The sequence below is a fragment of the Candidatus Hydrogenedentota bacterium genome (assembly GCA_016791475.1).
Classification (GTDB): domain Bacteria; phylum Hydrogenedentota; class Hydrogenedentia; order Hydrogenedentales; family JAEUWI01; genus JAEUWI01.
Genome location: JAEUWI010000015.1, coordinates 23,131 through 47,010, shown reverse-complemented (window position 1 = coordinate 47,010; position 23,880 = coordinate 23,131). Strand labels below are relative to the sequence as shown.

The following is a 23,880-nucleotide window of genomic DNA, read 5'->3' as shown; positions in this document are numbered from 1 at the left end:
GGTCGATTTGCGATGGTTAAGTAGTGCTCTATTGCTGCCAACGTCACGGGTCCGACGCTGTCCCTACGCGCAGACTGAGTTTCTTCATCTGATAAATCACGCGGCCATCGACGACCAAAAAGCCATCGGCATGAATCAATCTCCGATCATCATCGATGCCTGTGATCACCGCCTCCACCGTCACTTCATTGTCCGTGGGGATAATTTGACCTCGATAGATCCACTCGTGCTCTTCGCCCACGGCTATCGTCTCGAAGTGGGTGGAAGCATCCGCACCCCAGCGTTGCACTGCGAAATATTTGAGTAGTTGCAGGAAGGATTCCAGGCCGAGCGAGCCGGGGCACACCGGATCTTCAAAAAAGTGTGCCTGGAAAAACCACGTGTCGGGCCGGACCTTCAGGGTGCCTTGAATAAAGCCCAATCCCGCAGGTCCGCCCTCGGGCGAATAGACTGTGACCTGGTCCAGCGTACGCCATTGGTCGTCGGGGAAGGGGGCTTCCACTGGATAGGGGAGAGGCGCATTTGCGGCGATGTCCTGAGCGGTCGGTTGATAGCGCACGGCCTCGCGGATGCCCACCTGATCGGCCAAGGCCGCCTGGGAGAAGAAACCGAAGTAGGTCGTGCCTTCGTAGAGGCACCCCGTCGCGCCATGTACCGCCATATGGTAGTGCTGGATAATCATGCCGCCGGAATTCGACACCGCCGTCATCTTCACTTTCACGGTGAGGGTACCGGTCGCCGCCGTTACCACCTGGTGCTGGATCGCCTTGCCGCCGAGGTTGCGGAATTTCAGATCGATATCGCTGGTGAGTGCGGAGCCGCAATAGGCCGCGAGCCAGCCGCAGGGCTGCAACGCGATCTCCAGCAGCACGGCAAAGGGCATGTCGGTCTGGCGATTCGCGCCGAAATACCACTCGTTCGCCGGAATGTCGTATTGCGCCTCCACCGTGGGCCCGGCTTCGAGTACGAAGGGCGTGCCGGTAACCGCTACGACGCGATCCAGGAATTGATAGGGCGGTCGGGGCAGGCGGGCGATCTTTCGGGGTTGGCCCGGATCGAAAATCGCGTAGGGCGCCCCAAAGGCCTCGGACGGCTTGCCCGACGAAAAAGCGAGAATCTGTTCGTAGGTGTAGAGCGCCGGACGCGGCGTGCCGTCGTTGTTTCGAACGTTGGCCCACAGCGACTCAAGCCCCTCGCGGGTCTGGCCCTGCAACTGGATCGACATGCCGCCGATATCCACGATGGCCTTGCCGTCGGCGTACATGCGTGCATCGGCCACGGCGTAGGGCTGAGGACCGTAGCCCAGTTCTTTGATGTTGACCTCGTAAGTCACCTTCTTTGTCGTTTCCAGCACTTGACCGCGGCATTTGAGCTTTCCGGTGACTCCAAGGCGCGGCTCCCAATAGGCGGCCTCGGCCTCGGCCACCCAGCCCATGCGCATGAGGTAAATACGCAGCGTGTGAAGGCAGCACTCAAACATCAGCGTGCCGGGCATGACGCGATCATCCACGAAGTGGCACGTGATGAACCAGTCGTCGGGATGGATGTCCGCCTCGGCCACAATTCTGCCGAGACCATAGCGGCCACCACCGGGCGTGAGTTCGAGCACGCGATGGACGAGATTCATCCTGCCATCGGGAATCCGAACGGGATTCTGCAGCGGCAGCGCGGCGAAAGCATCGCCGAAGCACCCGGCCAGATTGCCCACGCGGAGCGCGTTGACCTGAGCGTCGTTGTACGATGCGGGGGCCATGGGCACGAGTTCGCGCCAGTCGACCGGCAGCGTGCCGCGATCATTCTGCAGCGCCAGCCGCGAATCCACCACGCCCTGGCCCGCCGCGAGATCCTCTTCGGTGAAGAAGCCCGCGCAACCGTTGCGCATGGTCATCAACGGTTTTCCGTCCACCGTGGCGTCGAACCAGAATTTGAAGAACCACGGATTGCCATGGCGGAAGAAGTGGTCGATGTGAATGTCGTAGCGGATGATCTGGCCCGCCACCGGCGTGTGATCGAGGAAGGTCACTTCGGCGTCGAGCAGGCGATACATGGCCTTACCCTTCGTCTCGAAATCGATGCCGAGATAGCCGGAAAGGAACAAGTCGGCCTGACCCGCTTCCACCGCGACGCATGTGGGAATGTGGCCGCCGTCGAGGTACCAGCCGTTGTGCAGCACGTCGTGCTCGGTGACCACGCGGCCCGAGCCCATGGAGCAGGGCTCGCCCTCCAGCGCGGTGATGCGATCGACCAGCATAAGGGGCTCATCGGGCAAGCGCACCCGCGTGGGATGGGTGTCCACCTCCGCGAAGCGGGGTCCGAGCATTTTTGCGATGGAGCCGATGGCGAATTCCATGCACTGATCGCGGTCGAAGACTACGTCGGCGCGCACCGGTGCTTCCACTGCGAGGGGTGCGATCGTTACACCGGGTTGGGTGAGCAGTTGCATCTGCCACGCGATTCCGCCCGCCATGACCTGCTGCATGGTGTCCGCGAAATGGAGGTACTGGGCGTGGGCCGAGGCCGCGGCGGATTCCGCCAGCGCGACGCTTTCCAGCAGCGCGGGGGAGAGGCCCGCGCTGGCGGCGGGTGCCCAATCTGACCGATTCGACTGATCGGACCGATTGACCGTGTTTTCCTTATCCGTCCTATCGGTCGTATCCGTCCTATTGTTCATTCTCGCCTGTGCGAGGGCCTTCGCCTGCGCGTATACGGGCTCCACCTTCGGCACCGGCGGCGCCACATAGGGCCCGCCGCCCACGGCGATACGGACCATCGGCCGGTCGGTCTCGGCAATGATTTCGGGCTCGCCATGGCCGTAGAGTGCATCGAGATTCACGGGGATGCCCTCCACGACGAGTTGGCCCAGTGTGCGCAATACGAGCGACACCGCGCTGTGGCCGTCGTAACATACCGAACGCGCCAGGTGGGGCTTGTCCGCGAGGATACGGCTGATCATGCGGCTGCACGAATTGCCCGGTCCCATTTCGATAAAGAAACGGGCCCCCTGGGCGTAGGCCCCTTCGATCACGGCCGGGAAGTCCACGCCGTCGATGGCCTGCGCCAGCACGGAATCGGCCGCGCTTTCGCGGCTAACCGTATAGCTCTTGCCCCAGGCGCCGCTGAAAAACTGTATGCCCTTCGGCGGCGTGGTGTTGAAGAGGTGCAGGTCGCGGTATTCTTTTTCCACCTCTTTCACCACATCGCAGTGCACGGTGGTCACGCCTTCGAGGGGAATGAACTGGCACTCCAACTTGGCGATGAGCTTCTCGACCGCCTTGCGGTTACCGCCGATGACGGATTCCTGGAAGGTGTTCGCAATCAGGGGATAGACCTTCTTGCGCTGCTTCAGGGCCTGCTTCGCCACCTTCATGGGGCGGTCGATAACGCCCAGCACCCAGTCCACCGCCTCTTGTCCGGGCAACTGCCAGGCGCGCCGGGCGGCGTTGCAGTCGCCCGCGAGCTCGTCGGTGAAGAGGCGCGAATGGGCGATGCGGTCCAGCATCAAATCGCGGTCACGCCAGGCACCCAGCGAGAATAGGCTTGCGGTTTCGCCCAGACTGTAACCGATGGCCACCTGGGGCTCGATGCCGAAACTCCGTACGAGATCGCTCACCGCCGTGCCGAGGGATACCTGGCCGAAGATCATGGCCTTATGGTTCTGGTTAAAGTCACGTGTGTCGCGCCAGAAAACGTCCGGCTGATATTGCTGGCGGAGGAAGTTGTTCGAGGTGTCTTGCGCACGAAGGATGGCGGGCCACTGGGCGAAAAGATCGCGGCCCATCCCGGCGTAGTGATTGCCCGAACCGGGGAAGACGAAGGCGATCTTGCCCGTTACGCCGAGGGGATCCGGCGAATAGAAGACGCGGTCGCGCGCGGCCGGATCCCGGGGCGGCTGAAAGCGTCCGCCGATGCCCTGTTCGGGCTGGCTTGTGAGGGCTTGACGAAGGCCTTCGATCTGTTCCAGCAATTCCGACACCGACCGGGCCACCAGGGCGATAGCGCGGGCGGGGTGGGCCACGGGGTGCTGTTGCCACCATGCGCGGGCAAGAGATTCCATGCCCATTTCGCCGTTGCGGTGTGCGAGTTGCTTGAGGCGCTCCAGCCCGGCGAGCAGCGACGCGGCACTATCGCCGGTCAGGATAAACAGGGCCTCCTCACGTTGGCCCAGGGGCTGCGCAATCGTGGAAGCGCCCATGGGGGCGCCTTCAAGGATCACGTGGGTGTGCCCGCCACCCGGCGTCATGCTGCTGGCTCCCGCGCGTCGCGGGCCCGCCGCCTTGTCGTGGAGCCAGTACTGGGGCGCATCGGGCGCCCACAGGCGGCTTGTGCCTTTCGTGAGGGCATCGATGGGCGCGGTCACCCGGCGCAGCGGCGGCAGAATTTCATGATGCAGGCACAGGGCGGCCTTAAGCACGCCCGCGAGGCCGGCTGCGGCGCCGGTGTGGCCAATATCGTTCATCGCCGTGCCGACCAGGCAATGCTGGAGGTCCGTCGTGGCGTCATCATGGGTATATAGGGCCGCCAGCGCTTCCGCCTCCACGGCGTCCTCGCTCGCAACGCCACTGCCGTGGGCTTCGACATACTCCACCGAGCCCAAATCGATGTGTCCGTCCTGGGCGGCCCGTTGCACGGCATCCTGATAGGCCGTCACTGATCGGGCGCTATCCACACCGCCCCCGGCCGCGCTGCCCATGCCTTTGATGATGGCGATCACGCGATCCCCATCGGCCTCGGCATCTTCCAGGCGTTTCAGCACAAACGCCACGGCCCCTTCGCCGATGATTGCGCCGTCAGAAGACGCATCCAGGCCCACGCCCTCGCCCGTGGGGGAGAAGGGGCTGTGATGGTGGCTGCCGAGCACCGCGCGCACATCGCCCGCGAGATCCACAGCGCCCACGATAGCCTGGTTGATTTCACCCCGCTGCAGTGCGCGCGTGGCGGCTTCCAAAGCGTGGATGCCGGAGCTTTCCTCGCCCGAAAGGGTGAAGCTGGGTCCGCCGCAGCGGAGTTCCCGGGCGATGCGGCTGGCCGCAACACTCGCAAGTCCGCCCATGGTCCGGTTGGCCGTGAGGGCGGGCGTGAGGGCATCGCGCAAGGTCGCAAGGTACTGTTCGACCGCTTCGGGCGATGTATCGCCGCCCTGGGCCTTGAGCCATGCCTTCGCCTGTTTCTGCAACGACCAGCGGACGTTGAAATTGGTCGTGTTCAGGTCCAGCCCCACGCCAATGTAGACGCCGGTGGCTTCATCGCCATAGTCGGCGTGGCCCGCATGTTCCCAGGCGTTCACAGCGACCTGGAGCATGAGCAACTGCTGGGGCAGCATCTCTTCGAGTTCTTTGGGCGGAATGCGGAAGCGATCCAGGCGCGTGGCGATCTCGCCGAGCCAGTAGCCCTTAAAGGCATTGCGGCTCAGCCCCGTCCGGCGGTACCAGGCGCTCTGTTCCACGCCGTGCCAGTGGGTGGGAGATTGGGGGGCCACCTCCGCGCCGCCACCGAGGAGGCGTTGGCGCACCGCATGGAGTCCCTGCCACGGGCCAAAATGAGCATCCATGCCGACGATGGCGATGGGGCACTCCGGCCCTTCGAGGGGCTCCACGGTGGTCGGGGCGACACGGTCCGGTGCGATCCATTCTTCGACGAGGACGTGGGCATTGATGCCGCCAAAACCGAAGGCGCTGACCGCGGCACGGCGCGGAGATTCTGAATTCCACGCTTCGGGAGCGCTGCGCACCACAAAGGGACTTTCACCCAGTTTCCAGGACTCCGGCGATTGCCGGTAGCTCGCGGTGGGGGGGAGCTGCCCGTGCTTCAGCGCGAGGAGCGCTTTCAGCATAGCGGCGGAACCTGCGGCGGTGAGCGTGTGACCGATGTTCGACTTCACCGAGCCCAGCGTGCACTGGCCGGGTGCCCAAGGGGCCTCCGCCCAGAGTTGCTTCAGGCTATCCACTTCGATGGCGTCGCCCACGGCGGTGCCCGTGGCGTGACACTCGACGAGTCCAACCGATTCGGGCTTCCAGCCTGCGGCGGCATAAGCGGCGCGCATGGCCCGGAGCTGGCCTTCAGACGTGGGGGCGAGCAAGCGTCCGCCGACATCGTTGGAGAGACCAATGCCGCGAATTACGCCGTGAATGGTATTGCCATCGGCGATGGCATCGTCGAGGCGCTTGAGCACAAAGACGCCCGCGCCTTCGCCGACCACGAGGCCGTTGCCGGCCTTATCAAAAGGTGAACACGTGCCTGTTGGAGACAGTGCGCGCAACTGGGCGAAGCCCATCTGGGTATAGAGCGGATCGGGGCGGGAAACACCGCCCGCGAGCATCACATCGGCCCGGCCCGCCTGGAGCTCGTCGACAGCCAACTTGATGGCATAGAGGGAGGAAGCGCAGGCGGCGTCCAGCGTGTAGGCCGTGCCGCCGAGGCCGAGGGCCTTCGCCAGCACAGCGGCGGGGAGGCCGGTGACGTAGCGGTTCAGGGGATGGGGCATGGGGGTGTCGGGACTTTCGCCCAACACTTTTTCCTCGAAGGTGCGCCCGAGAATTGCGCGGGCCAGCGCCGAAGATTGCTCCGTAGGCAGGGCAAGATTGCCAACGATAACGCCGGTCGTGCTGTGATCCCACTGGCGGGCGCCAGCATCCGCCATCGCGGTCGTACCGGCATGGAGAAGCAGGTGATACATGGGGTCGAGCTGGCATACGAGTTCGGCGTCGAGATCCAGCGCGTCGAGTTTCAGCGGGACGGCCCCGTCGATAAAGCAGCCGCGCTTTGAATAAACGTGATCCGCCTTGCCCTGTTCGGGGTCGTAGGCCTCGTCGACAGGCAGCAGCCAGCGATCCGCCGGGGCTTCCTTGGCCGAGGCCTTGCCCGACAGTATGTTACGCCAGAAGGTATCGAGATCGGGGGCGTCGGGAAAGATCCCGCCCATGCCCACGATTGCTATAGCTGGTTGTTTCATAGTGTTCCAGGGAGCGTCATTCATGACGCTTCGCGCCACCCAAAAAGGGGCGATACACGATCTAGGTTTTACCCCCCTGGCCCCCCGCAAGCGGGGGGAACCAAGAGGTTCAGTTCGACAAGTATGGTTCCCCCCGCTTGCGGGGGGGCAGGGGGGTAAGCTCCCGGACTAACAAAGACCAAGTCGACGTTCTGGTCCCGCCGCCGCGGCGTTTCTCAGAACTGATCCGGACGTTGGCGTTACCGCCGTTCGCAGAAGGGCGGAAATCGCGAGCGCGGTCATCATCGCGTGTCCGCGTCAGTCCCTGCGGCGCTGCGCATTTCAAGTTTGTTATTCTGAAAGGCCTTGTTTAGAAACGAGCCCAGCGTGCATTCATAGCCGCTAATGCGCGCGATCAATGCACCTGACTTCGGATCCACAAATTCGATGTCCGCAGTCGCTTTTCGCTTGTTGTGCTCCGTCACCTGGATCACGATGCGCGCACCGTCATTCGGGAATCGGCCGGTAAACTGCCGGTACTCGCGCAGAAAACTCGGCAGGCTGCCCACGCCATACTGGCGGAAGGACCACAAGATCATCATCTGGAAACTGCTGTCCAGGATGAGCGGATCCGCGAGCCAGGTATTTCGCATGGGCGCGAGAATCCAGTCTTTCGGCGCGGGCGCCTTGCCCACGAGGGCGGCGATCAGGTCATTGCCCGCACCATCCACCGAATGCAGGCCCTGAAAGGCCGGTCCGTGGAAGAGGTGGCCGCCTTCATAGAGGCCGCCATTGTTGTAAGCCTTCGCCTGGAGATCGCGCGCCTTGATCCGGGCCTCGCCCGAGGGCAGCGTCTCTGCGAGATGGACCAGGGCGGCCGCATGGAGCACCTCCTTGCCGCCGACCGCATGACTGCGCAGCTCGACGGGAATCGCCGCACCACCGCGCGATTGCTCCACGTCTCCGGTACAAAGCTGAAGCGTTTGGACTTCTTCCGCGTCCAGCGTAACGCCCTTGAAGACCCGCAGGTCATCAAAGCCATGGAAGCGCAGGCCCGGGTGGGTGTGGAGGGCCGTGTGGGCGAACCACTCGCTGATCATGGCGACGGGAAGCACCGCTTTACCCGCAAGTACGTGTGATTTCAGAAAGGGGAACGCGTCGGCGCTCAAATCGATTTCGAGCGCGGTACGGAACGCGGCGCCGGAAGCTTTTCGCGCCGGCGCGACGGGCACGGGCGAAACATTGAACGCCGGAATTTCACCGCCCATCACGACAATTTCTACCGGGCGTGGCGTCGGCTGGCTCAATTCCTCCACCAGGAACTCCGCACCATCATTCAGGCCAATGAGACCGACGCCCTCGGATTTGAATAGTTTCGCGAGATCCGCATTGACCATTCCGCCCGCCCAGGGGCCCCAATTAACGGAAACCACGCGGCAATTCGGCCGGGCTTTGGCCTCGCGCTGAGCGATCTTGTTGAGAATCTCGTTGGACGCGGCATAATCGATCTGTCCCTTGCGACCAAAGCGTCCCGTGGAGGACGAGAAGAGCGCGATGAACTTCAGATCATCACCGCCCACGCCCGCGAGGAGCGCGTTCAGCCCGTCCACCTTCGTGCCGTAGACCTGATTGAATTGCTCCAGAGTCTTGTCTTCGATCAGTCGGTCCGCCAGCACGCCCGCGCCGTGGACGATGCCACGGATCGGACCGCGTGACGCACGGATTTCGTCCAATAGCGTAGCGACTGCATTGGCGTCGCGGATATCCGTGCCGTGGTACTGCACCTCGGCGCCCGCCGCCACCATGGCCTCGATATTGCGCAAGCCTTCCCGGTTCCGGAGTACGGTATCAAGCGCCTCGCGCAGTTCTTTAGGCTTCAGCGCGCCGTTGGCCCGGGCCAGCAGGGCTTGCCGTATTTCTGCTTCTGTCGCCAGCGGCGCGAGCCAGGAAGCTTCCGCGGTTGGAGGGGCACTGCGACCCAGCAGGAGCAGCGTGGGCTTCCACGCCTTCGCCATGGCGAGGGCGACATCGGCTGTGACGCCCCGCGCACCGCCGGTTACGACGACGACATCGCCGGGGGTAATGGGTGCTGCTGACGATCCTGCCAATTCATTCGGCACCAGGCACAGGGTGACCAGGCCGTCGACCGTAATGCCAATCTCGGTGGCGCTCTTCTGCAAGAGCACGTCGATTACCTGATTTACCGGCGATGGCGCATCGGGAGCAATATCTATAGCCTTGCACGTGATCGCGGGCCACTCGTGGGCGGCAGTCTTCACCAGTCCCGCAAGACCACCCATCAGGGCATCGCCTTTGATGGCGACGGTGCCAAACGCTCCGTCGAGTTGAGTAATACTCGCAATCAAGCCCGCGTTGTTGGCCTTCATGCGCGCGCCCGCCTGCTGGATCCAGGCAAAGGCGTTTTCCATGAGGTCGTGGGGGCTTGGGCCCTCCGGCGCAACCAGAATCAACCCTGCAAGCGAGTCGGGCAAGGTCGCTGGCGAGTCATTCCAGAAACTGGCTTTAACGTCGAGACCGCGCTCTCTCAGCAAGGCGGCCAGGGCGCCGCCGAGCGGATTGCCCGTGGACACCACGACCAGCGTGCCGCCGCCAAGGGCAAGTGGGTCGCCCGCGTCAAGCGCCGTGGGAACGGCGGTGACCGCACGAATGGAAAGGGGATCGCCGGGCGTGGCTTCGGGCGTGGAAAGCATCTTCGGTGTCCGATCAGTCGAATCCGTCTGATCGGTCCGATTTGCACCGGAAGCCGCAATGAACGCCACGATGTCGCCCAGCGTATGGAATTGTCCCAACTGGTCGGGGCCAAACTCGGGCGTTTCCGGCAGGCGATCTTTCAAGGCGGAGAGAATTTCCACGCGCTTGATGGAATCAATACCCAAGTCCGCGTCCAGCGCCATGTTGAGTTCGAGCATGTCCGTGGGATAGCCGGTCTTTTCCGCGATGGTCGCGAGCAGGGCCGTTTCGATGGCCGTGGTGCTGACCACAGTTTTCGTCGCGGGGCCATCGGACCGATCCGACGGATCAGGCCGATCTGATCGATGTGCGCTGTTCGCCGCGATGTAGTTCACGATGTCGCCGAGGGTGTGGAAGGTGCCCAGTTGGTCGGGGCCAAACTCGGGCGCATCGGGCAGGCGATCTTTCAGGCCGGAGAGAATCTCCACCCGCTTGATGGAATCGATGCCGAGGTCGGCATCGAGGGACATGCCGAGCTCGAGCATCTCGGTGGGATAACCGGTTTTCTCGGCGATGGTCGCGAGTAAGGCCGTCTCGATGGCCGCGGTGCCGACCGCCGTATTCGTCGCGGGGCCATCGGACCGATCCGACGGATCAGACCGATCTGATCGATGTGCGCTGTTCGCCGCGATGTAGTTCACGATGTCGCCGAGGGTGTGAAAGGTGCCCAGTTGGTCAGGGCCAAACTCGGGCGCATCGGGCAGGCGATCTTTCAGGCCGGAAAGGATTTCCACGCGCTTGATGGAATCGATGCCCAGATCGGCATCGAGGGACATCCCCAGTTCCAGCATCTCGGTGGGGTAGCCGGTCTTTTCCGCGATGGTCGCGAGGAGCGCCGTTTCGATGGCCGTGGTGCTGACTACAGTTTTCGTCGCGCGGTCATCGGACCGATCCGACGGATCAGACCGATCTGATCGATGTGTGCTGTTCGCCGCGATGTAGTTCACGATATCGCCAAGCGTGTGGAAGGTGCCCAGTTGGTCGGGGCCAAATTCGGGCGCCTCGGGGAGGCGCTCTTTCAAGCCGGAAAGGATTTCCACGCGCTTGATGGAATCGATGCCCAGATCGGCATCGAGGGACATCCCCAGTTCCAGCATCTCGGTGGGGTAGCCGGTCTTTTCGGAAATCGTGGCCAAAAGTGCGGCTTCAATGCCCGAGGTGTTTCGGGCAGTGGGAGTCGCCAGGGGCGTGGATACCGCCACAATCGCCGGTGATGCCACAACCGAATCGGTCCGATCCGTCTGATCGGTCCGATAAACTACAGGCGCTTGCGGTGTAACCTGCGCGGTCGCCACGGGCGCGAAAGCCGCCACAGGCTGTCCGCTCATCAAGCCCTGCTGCTGGCCGAGCAATGCGCGGAAGGTTTCCAGCGCGGCCTGCTGTCCTTCCAGGAACTGGCGGTGCAGATCGGCGGTTTGCTGCTGCATGCGCTGCAGCGCGATCAGGTGATGTTCCGTGGCCTGGAGTGCGGCGTTCGGCATGGCAACGGGCTGGGGACTCGCGTGCTGCGCGGGCGCGGCGGGTGTGGATGGTGTAAGCGTCATGGTCGAATTCACGGCCTGGGCCGGTTGGGCCACCGCCACGGGGCGGGGCGCGGACTTGGGTTTCTTTTCGCGCGGGGTCACGTAATTGGCGCCGCAGATGGGCACGGTCATCTTGGCTTTGGGTTTCAGCGACTCCGGATCGACCGGGGCTCCGTCGTTCCACGCGTCAAGATTGACGGCATAGCCCAGCACCGCAATTTCCGCGAGCGCGCGGGCCAGATCGACGATGCCATCACGCTTGCCGTTCGATCCGTCGATGGCCACGGCGTTGTGGGGCGCGTCGCCCAGGATGGCGTCCACAAGGCCCGACATGCGCGAGCCGGGACCGATTTCCAGGAAAGTCCGTACCCCATCGGCGTACATGCGCTGGATTTGACGAACAAACTCCACGGGCCTGGCGAGTTGCTCGGCGATTAAGACCCGCACGGTGTCCTGGTTATCCGGATAAGGCTCTGCGTTGGTGTTGGCATAAAGCGGCACGGTTCCCGCGCCGATTTCCATTCCCTGCAACGCTTGCAGGAAGGGATCGCGCACATGGGACACATACTCGCTGTGGAAGGCCGCCGCCACTGGCAGCATCTTTGCTTGAATGCCAAGTTTACTGAAGGCAGCTTCGGCCTCGGCCATGGCTTCCGTCCCGCCCGCCAGCACCATCTGCTCCGGCGCGTTCTTGTTCGCTATGATGACCTTCAAGCCGGACGAATCGATAAGCTCCTGCACGCGGTCTTCGGGCGCGCGCACGGCCATCATGGTGCCCTTGTCGCCCTGGCCCTGGCCCATGAGCGACCCGCGCAACTTGGAAAGGAGATGGAAGTCGGCTTCGCTCACCTTGCCCGAAGCGAGCAGTCCCACGATTTCCCCATAACTGTGCCCCGCCATGGCGTCGGGTGTGATACCAAATCGTTCCACGACACGAAGGGCGCCGGCGCTCACCGCGCCAATGGCGGATGGCGCGACCACCGTCGCGGTCAATTGCCGCTGGTGGTCGGTCTCGGCCTCGGGCGTAAAGGCGGGGTGTGGATAGATACGATCCGTGAGGCGGGGTGTTCCGGGGGCGGCGTCATAGATTGCGTTGGCCTCGGCGAGTACGTTCAGGAATTCCGGGAACTGGCACGCGAGGTCCCGCAACATGCCGGGATACTGGGTTCCCTGTCCGGGGAAGAGAAAAGCGAGATTGCCGGGGGCTTCACCCGCACCGAAGTAGATGCCGGTGGGGATGCTCCAGGAAGTGGTCGTGCCCTTGGACGTCAACGTGCTCTTCGCCTGTGCGATGAGCTTCGGGACATCGGTCTCGCCATTTCGCACCACGAGCGCCAAGCGGCAGGGGGCTTTCGCGTCGAAAGCGTCGCGAAGGGTATCTGCGGCAACGCGCTGTGCGCTCCATTTTTCCGCAACGGGGAACGAGTCCAGCGCGGAAACGATCGCGGCAGTATTCGCCCCCGAGAAGGCAAGAATCTCCACATCGCCGTCCCAGTCCGGGGTGGCTTTCGTGGCTTCGTACTCTTCCAGCACACAATGAAAATTGCTGCCGCCAAAGCCCAGGGCACTCACTCCGGCGCGGCGCGGGTGTTCCGCGCGGGGCAGCCAGGGGCGAAGTTGGGTATTCACATAGAAGGGCGTATCCGTGTTCCGCAGCGGGCCCAGGGGTTCCTTCACCTTGATGGTGGGGGGGAGCGTCTTCGTGTACAGGGCCATGGCCGCTTTGATAAGGGCAGCCGATCCCGCCGCCGCCTTGGTGTGGCCGATCTGGGACTTCACCGAGCCGATGGCGCACCACGGACCGTTCTCCGCACTGCCATAGACCGTCGAGAGTGCGCTGATCTCTACCGCGTCGCCTTTGGCTGTGCCCGTGCCGTGGGCTTCCACAAGTTCAATCGTGCGCGGATCGATGCCGGCCTGTTCGTAGGCGCGGTTCAGGGCTTTCACCTGGCCCGGCGCGCTGGGCGCATAAATTGCATCGCCTTTGCCATCGCTCGATGCGCCTATGCCCTTGATGACGGCATAGATGCGGTCATTGTCGCGTTCGGCGTCGCTCAGGCGTTTCAGGGCGATCATGCCCAGGCCTTCACCGAGGATCGTGCCGTCGCCGCTCGCGTCAAAGGGTTTCGCATTGCCGGTCGGGGAGAGGGCCGGGGTCTTGCTGAAGCACATGAACATGAAAATGTCGTTAAAGGTGTCCACGCCACCCGTGATCACCAGATCGCTCTTGCCCGCCTGCAACTCCAGCGCCGCCAGGTGCACCGCGCTCAGGGAACTGGCGCAGGCCGCGTCCACCACGCAGTTGGTGCCGCCGAGGTTCAGGTGCTTCGTAATGCGGCCCGCCACCACGTTGCCCAGCAAGCCGGGAAAGGAGGCTTCCTGCCACGGCACATAGTGCTGGCCCATGCGTTCTAGCACGTCGTCAATCGTGGCGGCATCCAGACCCGCGTCGGCCATGGCCTCGCGCCACTTCGGGTGGCCAAGGCGTGCGCCCAGGGGGATGACCAGCTCCAGCGCTCCCGTGACGCCCAGGACTACGCTGACGCGGTCGCGGTCGAATTCGGTGTCGTGGCCAATGCCCGCATCGCGCAGGGCGTGCTCCGCCGCCACCATGCCAAGCAACTGGGCCGTGTCCGTGGCTTCCAGCGCGTTCGGCGGCATGCCATAGGCCAGCGGATTGAAGTCAATAGCCTCCAGAAAGCCGCCGCGCTTGCCGTAGGTGAAGTCGGGGCGCTTCGGGTTCGCGTCGTAATAGTCTTCCGGACGCCAGTGGCTCTCGGGCGTCTCGATAATGGCGTCAATACCATGTTTGATATTCGCCCAATAGGCGCCCAGGTGATTCGCCTTGGGAAAAAGGCAACCCATGCCGACGATAGCGATATCGGCGGGCGTAGTCGATGGCTTATTCACCGGATGAACTCCTCCAGTTGGACGCGCTCCAGCGGGCGATACCGCATGCACGCGGGCGGGACGGGGATACCCTGGCTGGCCAGACTGGTGCACCGGTGTACTACCGCCGCGCCGTGCAGAATATTCAGATTGACCAGTGCCGCCTCGCGCCGCTTGGGGTCATCGAGGAAGGTGCCGCGCACCCACTCGTTGAAGGCGCCCATGGCGGGGCCGCACCAGATTTGAAAGTCGATCTTACGCGACGTCTCACCCCGGTTGGCCCAGATGGAGGCCTGACCCAGGTAGGAACGAAAAATCAGCGCCATCTTGTGTTTAGGGTCCTGCTCCGCGCGGGCAATCTGCTTTGGGTCGCGCTTCTGGAAAAAGGCTTTGGTGTCTTCCCACACCTGCGAGAGGGTCGCGCGGAATATCGTCTTTTCCAGCTTTTCCCGCTCCACTGCGGGGATCTCGTCGATGCTGGCATACTGGCGATACAGCTCGTAGAGCCGCGCGCCCCGCATGCTGAACATCGTGCCGCGCTTCAACACCTGCACCTCCACGCCCATCTCAAACATATCCGCGGCCGGGGCCATGGCCGTGTCCGCCTGCTCCGCTTCCGCGAGCATCTGACGAACAATATCTGAGGAACCGCTTTCGACACAGGCCTGATTGACCGTGCCCGTTACGATATAGGCCGCGCCCATGGCGAAGGCCGCCGCCGCCGCGGCCGGGGTGGAGATGCCGCCGGCCAGGCCCACGCGCGGGGCTCCAGCATACTGTTGTTCGGCCTGAATTCGATCCCGCAGGGCGATGATCGCGGGCAGGAGCGCGAGGGCGGGGCGGTTGTCGGTGTGGCCGCCGGAATCCGCCTCGGCGGTGATATCGTCCGCCATGGGAATCCTCGAGGCCAGGGCCGCCTGGGCCGCCGTGATGTGGCCATCGGCCACGAGCCTCTCCAGGAATTTCGCGGGCGGGGGCGAAAGGAATTTCGTGGCCACTTCGACGCGCGAAATCTTCGCGATTACTCGGTTGGGCGTGACAATGTTGCCTTCGCCGTCTTCGTGTATGCCGTGGACGCGATAGCGCACCACCGAAGGCGTCAGATCAAGATAGGCCGAGGCCTCCACCAAGGTCACGCCGCGCTCGATAAAGAGCTGCGCCACGGCGGCTTCCAGGTCCTGCTCGTTGGGGCTGTGGATCAAATTGCAGCCGAAGGGGCGGTCGCCCAGATTGGCCTGAAGGCGTTCAACGGCTTCCCTGACGCGCTCGATAGACAAACCCGCCGCGCCGAAAATGCTCAGTAGGCCCTCTTTGGCCAGGGCCTCCACCAATTCTTCCGAGGCGATGCCGTTGGCCATCGCGCCCGCATAGAAGGCGTATCGTACACGGTGGTCCCGACGAAATGTGGGGTCGCCCAGTTGGCTCGCCCGGCACGGGAGGCCCAGGGCCAGGGCGGGGAGGCCCGAAGACACGTTGCGCTCGGGCAAGGACGTGGTGGCGGCGAGTTCGCCCTGAGGATCCCGGACCACGGAGAAGGGCAATTCGGTATGGTGAAGCACGGTCGCGAAGCGGGGATCGGCGAGGGGCTGGAGCGCGGCATCCAACCCCACCCATCCCCAGGGGGGGGCTGCCGTACTCATGGATTGCTGTATACCCAACGACATTCCGGTGATCCTGAAAATTCGCCAAGGGCGCGCAAAGCGCTAACGTAAAGCGGCGGTTTGATTTAAGCTGGCGCGCGGTCCGAGGTCCAAGGTGGCTGATCGGCAACCCGTCGCCCCTGGGCCCGCCCCGCTTGTGCGGGGTCTACGCCAGCGCGCAGGGGTTCTCAATAAGCGGCTCATCATAGCACTAACCGCTGCAAAAACGCCACTTGCGGCGGTGCGTGGGGTGCGATTCACGGGCGGGGCGCACCAAGTCCGGCGTAATGGCGGCAGGGGCAGAGTCCAGCCCCCGTGAAGCGTGGCGCTCCCCTCGTGCGGTCCTTTGTCGCGCGGGGGTTGAATTCCGGAAGGTGCTCGAGCGCCTAATTCATAATACTGCGAAAAAACATTATTGGCTTCCGTAGGTTCCGACGGTGCGGGTGATCATTATTGAAATTATTATCTTGTCTAAAGTCATGGGACGCCTTATACTGAGTTTCGGGTAGGGTCCATGGAATAAGAGCGCCGTTTCAGGACACTTTGTGCATAGAGGTAATGGGCATGCCGCCTGGAAGGAAGGAGACAGCAAGATGTTCAAATGGTTGGCTTTGTTTGTGTTAATAGGGGCGGGCGCGTCGGCCTCGGCCGAGCTGCAAAGTGTGGAAGTGGGGGGGGAACTGAAGATCCGAATCCGGGGGAACCTGAACTATCAGAATACCGCAGGCGAGCCCGCCCGGGTCCTGATCCCCAATTCTCAAGTCTGGCGACGTCCCATCGGACCGTTGGGTCTCGGAAGTCGCTTTCGCTTCGACGACGATGGCGAAGACCGGTACTACGGGGAAATGCAGACCCGACTTCACGTCACCTCGCGTTTCACGGACGACGTGCTGACTCTGATCGAGTTTGAATCCTATGACGTGTGGGGCGAAGATTTCCGCTCCAATTACGTGACCGGTGTGGACGCGATCGGCGCCGGTTCAGACGTGAAGTTGCTCCAATCGTACGTTGAAGTCGACCATGCTTTCGGCACGCCCCTTCGGGTACGGCTCGGGCGCCAGATCATGAATTTTGGCAAGGGCTGGCTGGTGGCGGAATACCATTCGACCCTGACGGCCCAGTCCTTTGATGGAATTCGCGTGACCTACGATGAAAACGACTTCACGGTAGACGCCTGGTGGAGCAAGCTGGCCGAATCCTTCAGCAGTGACGACGATGTCGATTTCTACGGCGTCTATGGCACCTACGAGGGTTACGAGTCCGTTAGCGCGTCCCTGTACTGGATGTTTCTGCGGGATGCGAGCCCGCTGAACGACACGACCTTCAGCCCGGCCGGCGAATGGTTTGAGGACCTGCGCGGTCTGGACGACTACGGCGCGACGGAGCTCCATACCATCGGCACGCGGCTTTTCGGCGGCTGGGGGGCCTTCGACTTCGATTGGGAGCTGGCCTACCAGTTCGGCGATGCCGGCCAGCAGGGCTTCGGATTTAAGCCCGTGGGCGGCACCTATGGCGACGACGACGCCGAGTTCGGAACCTTTGGCACCGATCTCGAAATGGGCTATACCTTCGACACGCGCTTTTCGCCCCGCGTCTATCTTGGCGGCGCGTGGTACGAGGGAGAAGACAACCGGGATATCTCGGTACTCGAGTTCTTAAACCCGCTTTACCAGCCCGAGGCCAGCGTTTCCTTCAATCGCCTTTTTGCCCACACTTCGGGCAAGTACTCCTTCATTCTGGACAGTGGCCAGACTCTTACAAACTTCCAGGCCATACGCCTCGGGCTTGAGCTGGCTCCCACGGAGAAGACCGAGTTGGCCTTTGAACTGGAACAGTTCTGGGTGGATGAGACTTTTGACCGCCCCGCGCTGGGGCTGCCCTTTCTCAGCTTCTGGACCAGAGAGTCCGATGACGATCTCGGGCTGCAGACCTCCATCTGGGGCCGTTACTACATGACCGAGGATTTCTGGATCCGCTTTCGATGGGAGCACCTGTTCACCGGGGATGCCATTTCCGACGGGAATTTCACGGATCGCTATGGTCTGGGATTCTTCCAGGGCAGCGACGATGATGACGCCGACTATATCGAAACGATGTTTGGCATAAAGTTCTGAGGCGAGTCCGAGTCGGCTCCGGGTTCGTGCCCCGGAGCCGGCTCTCAATTGCAAGAGCAAAGGGTTGGGCAATGCGGATCAGGACTAAGATCGGAATTATGCTGGGAATTCCAGTTCTCACCCTTCTCGTGTTGATCGGGTACGGCTGGCACTCGCTAGGGGTGCTCAGCTCTACGGCTGATAATCTTGTCACGCAACGATTCACACCATTGATTGAAGTGGATTTTGCGTCGATCAATACGATGCGGGCAAGCATCAAGAATATGTTGGAGGCTGACCGCGATCTTCACCAGGCATACATCGCCGAACAAGCCATTCAGGAAGCCGTGACGCAAGAAGAACGCGCCGCACAAAGGGCCAAGATAGACAAGAATATCCTCGAGGACGCAGAGCCTAGGCTTCGAGAGGCAATCATCATGCTGCAAGGAAGCGCTCCCGAAGTGGACGAGTTAAACACCGAGTTTGTTAAGGTGTTCGCGTCGTGGAAAGCGGAGATCTACAATATCGCCGACGAAGCTATGAATCGCGCTGCAGGACAGGAAATGGCGCGTACTTCTATTGAAACGTTCGACGTGATGCGGGACGATTTCTTAAATGTTATGCAGGAATCTCTAGACAAACGCATCGCGGCGATTGAAGAAAAGATAAAGACTGACCAGGAAGCGGCCACTACGATGGCTGGGGAAGCACAGACAAGTGCGGCGCGGGCTCGCCAAGCCTTTGTTCTGGCGGGACTGGGCGCCTGCGTCGCCACGGTGCTGTTCGGCTACGTAATCGCCCTCGCCATCACCCGCTCCCTGGGCAGGACCGTGGCCCTGCTGAAGGATATCGCTCAGGGCGAGGGCGACCTCACCCGCCGTCTGAATGATTCGGGCGGCGACGAGTTCGCCGAATTGGCGCGCTGGTTCAACATTTTCGTGGAGAAACTTCAGGGCATCATTCGGGACATCGCGTCGAACGCGGAGACTCTTTCCCACGCGACCGTGACCCTTTCCAACACCGCGACGGCGCTATCGCATACGGCCGAGTCCACCAAGTCGCAATCCTCGGCCTCGGCCGCCGCTACCGAAGAGGCTTCGGCCAACGTGAAGAGCGTCGCCTCGGCGATAACCGAAATCAGCTCCAGCGCGAGCACCGTGGCCGAATCCTCGGACAGTATATCGAACAACCTCAACAACATTGGCGGATCGGTCGAAGAAACCTCGGCCAATATGAACACCATCGCGTCCGCCGTGACTCAGATGTCCACCTCCATCGAAAGCGTGGCCGCGGCCATCGAAGAGATGTCCGCAACGCTGCAGGACGTTTCCTCCAGCTCAAGCGAGGCGGCGAAGGTGACCTCCGACGCGGCGAAAATGGCGAGTCGCACCATCGAAACCGTGCGGGGCCTGGGCAAGTCGGCGGAGGAAATCGGAAACGTGGTGGGCGTCATCTCGAGTATCGCCAGCCAGACGAATCTCCTCGCCTTGAATGCAACCATAGAGGCGGCCTCGGCGGGCGAGATGGGCAAGGGCTTCGCCGTGGTGGCCAGCGAAGTGAAGGAGCTGGCGAAGCGCACGGCGCGGGCGACGGAGGAAATCCGGACGCAGGTGCAGAGCATGCAGCACAGCACACAGGAGACAGTGGCGGCGATAGATGCCATTAGTGGTATCATAGGCACCATCGACGGCATTGCGGGCAACATCGCCAGCCGGGTGGAAGAGCAGACCCAGGCCACCAACAATATCTCCAGCAACATTGGCGAGGTGGCGCAGGGAGCGGGCGAAATCAGCCGGCGCGTGGAGGAAACCGCGCGGGGCACCATGGAAGTGTCCGCGAATCTCGGCAGCGCGTTGATGGATGTCTCTGAAATTACCCGCCACATGAGCGAACTTGCCAATGCGGCGCAGGAGATCGCGCGCAACGCCGGCGAGGCCGATCTCGGCATGAACGAGATCGCCCGAAACGTTGCGGCCATCAGCAGGGCGGCGGACGAAACCTCCCAGAGTGCTTCGGGCACCCGGAGCAGTGCCGATGAGCTGTCTGGACTTGCGTCCAGGCAGAAGCATCTGGTGGAACAGTTTATCGTGTAGTTCAGGAGCGTAGTTGAGTGTCTAAAGAGTTGAATCTGATTTGTGAGCAGGTGGCGCGGCGTTGCGCGGATCTGGAGTTGGAAGGGCGGGCGATCGTGGTCGGGGTCAACGGCCCGGACGGCGCGGTAAACGCCGCCGTCGCCAAAGGATTGAAAACCCATCTCGCCGGAGCGGGCCGGGATGTGGCCGCTTTTCATCTGGAAAACTGCGCGGACGCCGAAGTGCGCCAGAGGATTCTGGGCGCACTGAAGGGCGGCGTTACGCCCGAACTGGTGCAACAGTACGGCGAGGAAAGCATCGACTTCGCCCTCGCGCGGCGGACCCTTCAGGAGCTGGCGGAAGGCGGGGATATTGTCGTCGCCGACGGTACATTTCTATACACCGGTGCTTTGGCCGACATCTTTGACCTGCGTGTGTATCTTGACGTGGCACCCGATGTTCTGGCCGGACGCATGGCAACGGGCGCCAAGGCGGAGGGCCTCGAAGCCCTCGCCGCGCCCGGCTTCGCCCACTATTTCGCCGAGTACGGCCCCATGACCGGGGCCGACCTGGTCGTGGATGTAAACGATCCGCGAAAGCCGAGGGTCGTTACCGCGGTGGATTGACCCCGTATTGGTTGGATGACGATCCCTGCGCCCGAAGCCCGGCGCGGCAAAGCGCCGCGACGGAATCAGGGCGCAGGTTTCATTTCGAGGGCCCTTTGTGGTCCGGGAAGGAAGTTTATGGAGAAAGAGGCCAGGATAGCGTTGCTGATCGATTGCGACAACGTCAGCCACCAGGCGATAGACGGTGTGCTCAACGAACTTGCAAACCACGGGGTGGTGAATATTCGCCGGGCCTATGGCAACTGGAAGAATTCGGAGCTCAAGGGCTGGGAAGAGACCCTTCATCCCTTCGCAATTCAGCCCATTCAACAGTTCGCCTACACCAAAGGGAAAAACGCCACCGATGCGGCCATGATCATCGACGCCATGGACCTCCTCTACGGCCAGAAGCTGGACGGCATCGCGCTGATGACCAGCGACAGCGACTTCACCCCACTTGTCATGCGGCTAAAGACCAGCGGCCTGAAGGTGTACGGCTTCGGCGCCACCAAGACTCCCGAGTCGCTGGTAAATGCCTGCTCGCGGTTCATCAACACGGATAAACTGATCGCCGAGAAGAATGCGGTGGAGGATGATGGAGCGGAAGCCTCAACGTTGAAGAAAAAGACCCGCAAGGAATTGCGGCAAGATACGACGTTGGTGAAAATGCTGCGCAACGCCGTGGATGAGAAAGCGGACGAGAATGACGGCTGGGCGAATTTTTCCCAGGTGATCAACTACATCAACAACAACACCTCCTTTTCATCGATCAACTACGGTTACAAGCGACTGAGCGATCTGATTCGCGAGACGGGCCTTTTTGACATCGAGATGCGAAACAACAACAGCGCAATGTATCTGAAGCAGAAATAGACTCCAGCTCGGAATTTCCGCGCCGTGTTTCGCGCAGAATCATGTTACAATCGGGACAGGCCCGGTCGCGGCTTTGCGCGCGGGTGTTTTGCGCCTTCCGGGGAGACGGAAAGTCTTCCTGGCCGGGCTTCGGGTGCTTCGCATCCCGAGGCACGGCGCGGGAGAAGCGAAAAGAGGAGAGCGTATGGTACCTGGGCAGTCTCCCGAGCACAGCGAAGCGCCACGCGCACCGGCGGAGATCACGGAAGATTCCGCGCTGGAGGCGGGGGAGGAGTCCGATGGATTTCGGCTCATGATGTCCAAGGACCGTATGCAGGTGACGCTCGACTGCGACACCCAGGGCCGGAATCTCGATGAACTGGCCGCCGCCGTACTGGCGCGTCTTTCCCGCTTCCACCTTTCCAAGCCCCCCTCCATCGAAAAGCTCCAGGCGTCCATCCACGAGGCGGCGTCGCGCACGCCACAGTTCGTCGGCGTTGAAATTCTCAGCGGTACTCTTCCCCGTCCCCCGGTGGACGGGCGGATCGAGTGGAGTGCCGATTTCTTCAATCCCGGCTTCGAGCTCGACGAAGCCACGGGGCGCATCAATTTTCGGCGGCGCATCGGGAATCGGAACGTGGCGGAAGGTCAACTGCTGGCGACGGTGGTCGAACCGGTAAGCGGGACGAATGGCGTCGACCTTCAAGGCAGCGTGGTGCGGGTGCGGAAGCCCCGCCGCTGCAAGATCCGGGCGGGGGAGAACGTGGAGGCCGATGCGGCCGGCCTGAACTACTTCGCCACCGTGGCGGGCCGAATTCGCTGGCACAAAGAGGTTCTGTCCGTCGATCTCACCTTCGAAATTCAGGGAGACGTGGGACTTGAAACGGGGGACATCTCTCATGAAGGCGCGGTGCTGGTTCATGGCGATATTCTTCCCGGCAGCCGACTTGAGGCCGTCGGAGATATAGAAGTGATGGGCACAATTGATGGGGCGCAGGTGCAAACGGGTGGCGCGCTGCACGTCCACGGGGGCATCACGGGAAACGAGCATACCCGGATTGTGGCGGCCTGCGGCGTTCAGGCGCGTTTTATCCTGGATGCCCATATTCTGGCCGGGGGCGACGTCACCGTGGAAAGCGAGGTCGTGCACTCCACCGTCAGTACGCGCGGCGCCTTCTATGTTCCCAGGGGGCGCATCGTCGGGGGGGAGATAAATGCGCTCGGCGGCGTGGATGTCGGCCAGATCGGCTCGCCGGCCTCAGTCCCGACGATGGTGATAGCCGGAGAAGATCACAGTATCGAAGGTCAGATCGCCATTCTCAGAAATAAGTTGCGCCTCGCCACGGAGAACGTGGACCGGGTCCACAACACCCTGGCGGCACTTCGGGGGAAGATTGCGAATCTACCGGAGAAATCGAAAACCGCCCTGAGGACCTTGCTCGGCAACCTGCCCGCGATGGAGGCCGCCGTGGTGGATTTGAAAGAGGCGATCACGGATGCCTATGCGGAATCCCACGCCCTCGCTCGCCCCGTGATTCTCGTTCGATTGCGGCTGTATCCCGAATCCAGGTTGCGCATTCAGCAGGAGACCCTTCATGTGCGGGAGGAAGTGCCCGGTCCGGTGAGGCCCATACTGGTGGAGAGGCGGCTTCGCCTTGCGGCCACGCACATGCAGCATATCCAGCAGTCCCTTGACCCCGTGACCGGATTTCTCCTCCATCACGACAGCCATTGAGCAATCCGGGATTTATACGATTCGCGGGGGGATACGCCGGGGGAGAAAGCGCCCGACCTGCTTCGCGTAGCGGGTATAGTCCGCCCCGAAGGTTTCCAGGAGCCGGGCCTCTTCGCGCGGTGTCCGGACCACGATCAGGATCCAGAAGGCGAGGGCGCTTGCGCCGACGATTCCGCTGGCGAGGAGCAGGCAAGCGCCGAGCGACTCCAGCATCCCGCCCGTGTAAAGAGGATGGCGTATCCACCGATAGGGGCCCGTGGTCACCAGTTGGTGGCCTTCAATCGTGCTGATCGTGACCGTCAGGTTGCGGCCCAGATGCCTGGCGCCCCAGAGGTGTAGCGCCGCGCCCAGAGACATAAGCGCCAAACCGAGCCAGCGCAACGGGCCGCTCAGGGGCAGCTCAAGCCAGGGAAGCCAGTCTGGCGCAATCAGGCGGAGCGCTGCGGTTGCGCAAAACGTGAGGAAGAACAGGCCCGTCCCCGCCGCCAGCCAGAATCCTTCGGCTCTCGGCCCTGCCGCGGACGCTCCAGCCCCCGCGCGGCGGAGTTGGCGCTGGCTGATCGCCAGGTGCACTGCGGCGATGAGAATCAGGGCGATGCGATATTCAAGGTCTCTGGACATGGACAGAGTATACCCCCGAAGAGACGGCTCCCGCATTCGGGGAATCAGTATCGCTATCAAGACGGGTATTCATCAGGCCCGGGAAAATACCGGCCCCATTCCAGTCCTGTCTTCGCCGATCTGAACACAAATGACAGGGGCGATTGTGTTCAATGCCCGAAATGGCGCCGA

10 protein-coding genes are annotated in these 23,880 nt (G+C 62.4%); 5 read left to right on the top strand and 5 right to left on the bottom strand.

The window, feature by feature from the left end:
• Positions 1-43: 43 nt before the first annotated feature.
• From JNK74_10060 to JNK74_10050, 3 genes are all read right to left on the bottom strand, one after another.
• The gene (locus tag JNK74_10060; GenBank protein MBL7646519.1) at positions 44-6,949 is read right to left on the bottom strand and encodes an acyltransferase domain-containing protein; all 6,906 of its coding nucleotides are present in this window, start codon (positions 6,947-6,949) and stop codon (positions 44-46) included.
• A gap of 281 nt (positions 6,950-7,230) precedes the next feature.
• Complete coding sequence (locus JNK74_10055; GenBank protein ID MBL7646518.1) at positions 7,231-14,067, bottom strand: KR domain-containing protein; 6,837 nt, start codon at positions 14,065-14,067, stop codon at positions 7,231-7,233.
• Between the two features lie 41 nt (positions 14,068-14,108).
• A complete protein-coding gene (locus JNK74_10050) occupies positions 14,109-15,731 on the bottom strand; it encodes a PfaD family polyunsaturated fatty acid/polyketide biosynthesis protein (protein MBL7646517.1) in 1,623 nt (540 codons plus the stop codon).
• A 593-nt stretch (positions 15,732-16,324) separates the two neighbouring features.
• On the opposite strand from JNK74_10050, the gene JNK74_10045 reads away from it, so the two are divergent.
• A complete protein-coding gene (locus tag JNK74_10045; protein ID MBL7646516.1) occupies positions 16,325-17,845 on the top strand; it encodes an alginate export family protein in 1,521 nt (506 codons plus the stop codon).
• A 155-nt stretch (positions 17,846-18,000) separates the two neighbouring features.
• Here the strand turns inward: JNK74_10045 and JNK74_10040 are convergent, their stop codons facing one another.
• A complete protein-coding gene (locus tag JNK74_10040; protein MBL7646515.1) occupies positions 18,001-18,270 on the bottom strand; it encodes a hypothetical protein in 270 nt (89 codons plus the stop codon).
• On the opposite strand from JNK74_10040, the gene JNK74_10035 reads away from it, so the two are divergent.
• The 4 genes from JNK74_10035 (at position 18,262) to JNK74_10020 (ending at position 23,088) form a co-directional block, all read left to right on the top strand.
• Complete coding sequence (locus JNK74_10035; GenBank protein ID MBL7646514.1) at positions 18,262-19,917, top strand: methyl-accepting chemotaxis protein; 1,656 nt, start codon at positions 18,262-18,264, stop codon at positions 19,915-19,917. The two genes, JNK74_10040 and JNK74_10035, sit on opposite strands and share 9 nt — an antisense overlap.
• A gap of 17 nt (positions 19,918-19,934) precedes the next feature.
• Positions 19,935-20,522: a hypothetical protein gene (locus JNK74_10030; protein MBL7646513.1), complete on the top strand. Its 588-nt coding sequence runs from the start codon at positions 19,935-19,937 to the stop codon at positions 20,520-20,522.
• Between the two features lie 117 nt (positions 20,523-20,639).
• The gene (locus tag JNK74_10025; protein MBL7646512.1) at positions 20,640-21,374 is read left to right on the top strand and encodes an NYN domain-containing protein; all 735 of its coding nucleotides are present in this window, start codon (positions 20,640-20,642) and stop codon (positions 21,372-21,374) included.
• A gap of 184 nt (positions 21,375-21,558) precedes the next feature.
• Positions 21,559-23,088 carry a DUF342 domain-containing protein gene (locus tag JNK74_10020; protein ID MBL7646511.1) on the top strand — a complete coding sequence of 510 codons (1,530 nt, stop codon included), beginning with the start codon at positions 21,559-21,561 and terminating at the stop codon, positions 23,086-23,088.
• Between the two features lie 12 nt (positions 23,089-23,100).
• On the opposite strand, the gene JNK74_10015 is transcribed toward JNK74_10020, so the two are convergent.
• Positions 23,101-23,709 carry an isoprenylcysteine carboxylmethyltransferase family protein gene (locus JNK74_10015; protein MBL7646510.1) on the bottom strand — a complete coding sequence of 203 codons (609 nt, stop codon included), beginning with the start codon at positions 23,707-23,709 and terminating at the stop codon, positions 23,101-23,103.
• Between the last annotated feature and the right edge of the window lie 171 nt (positions 23,710-23,880).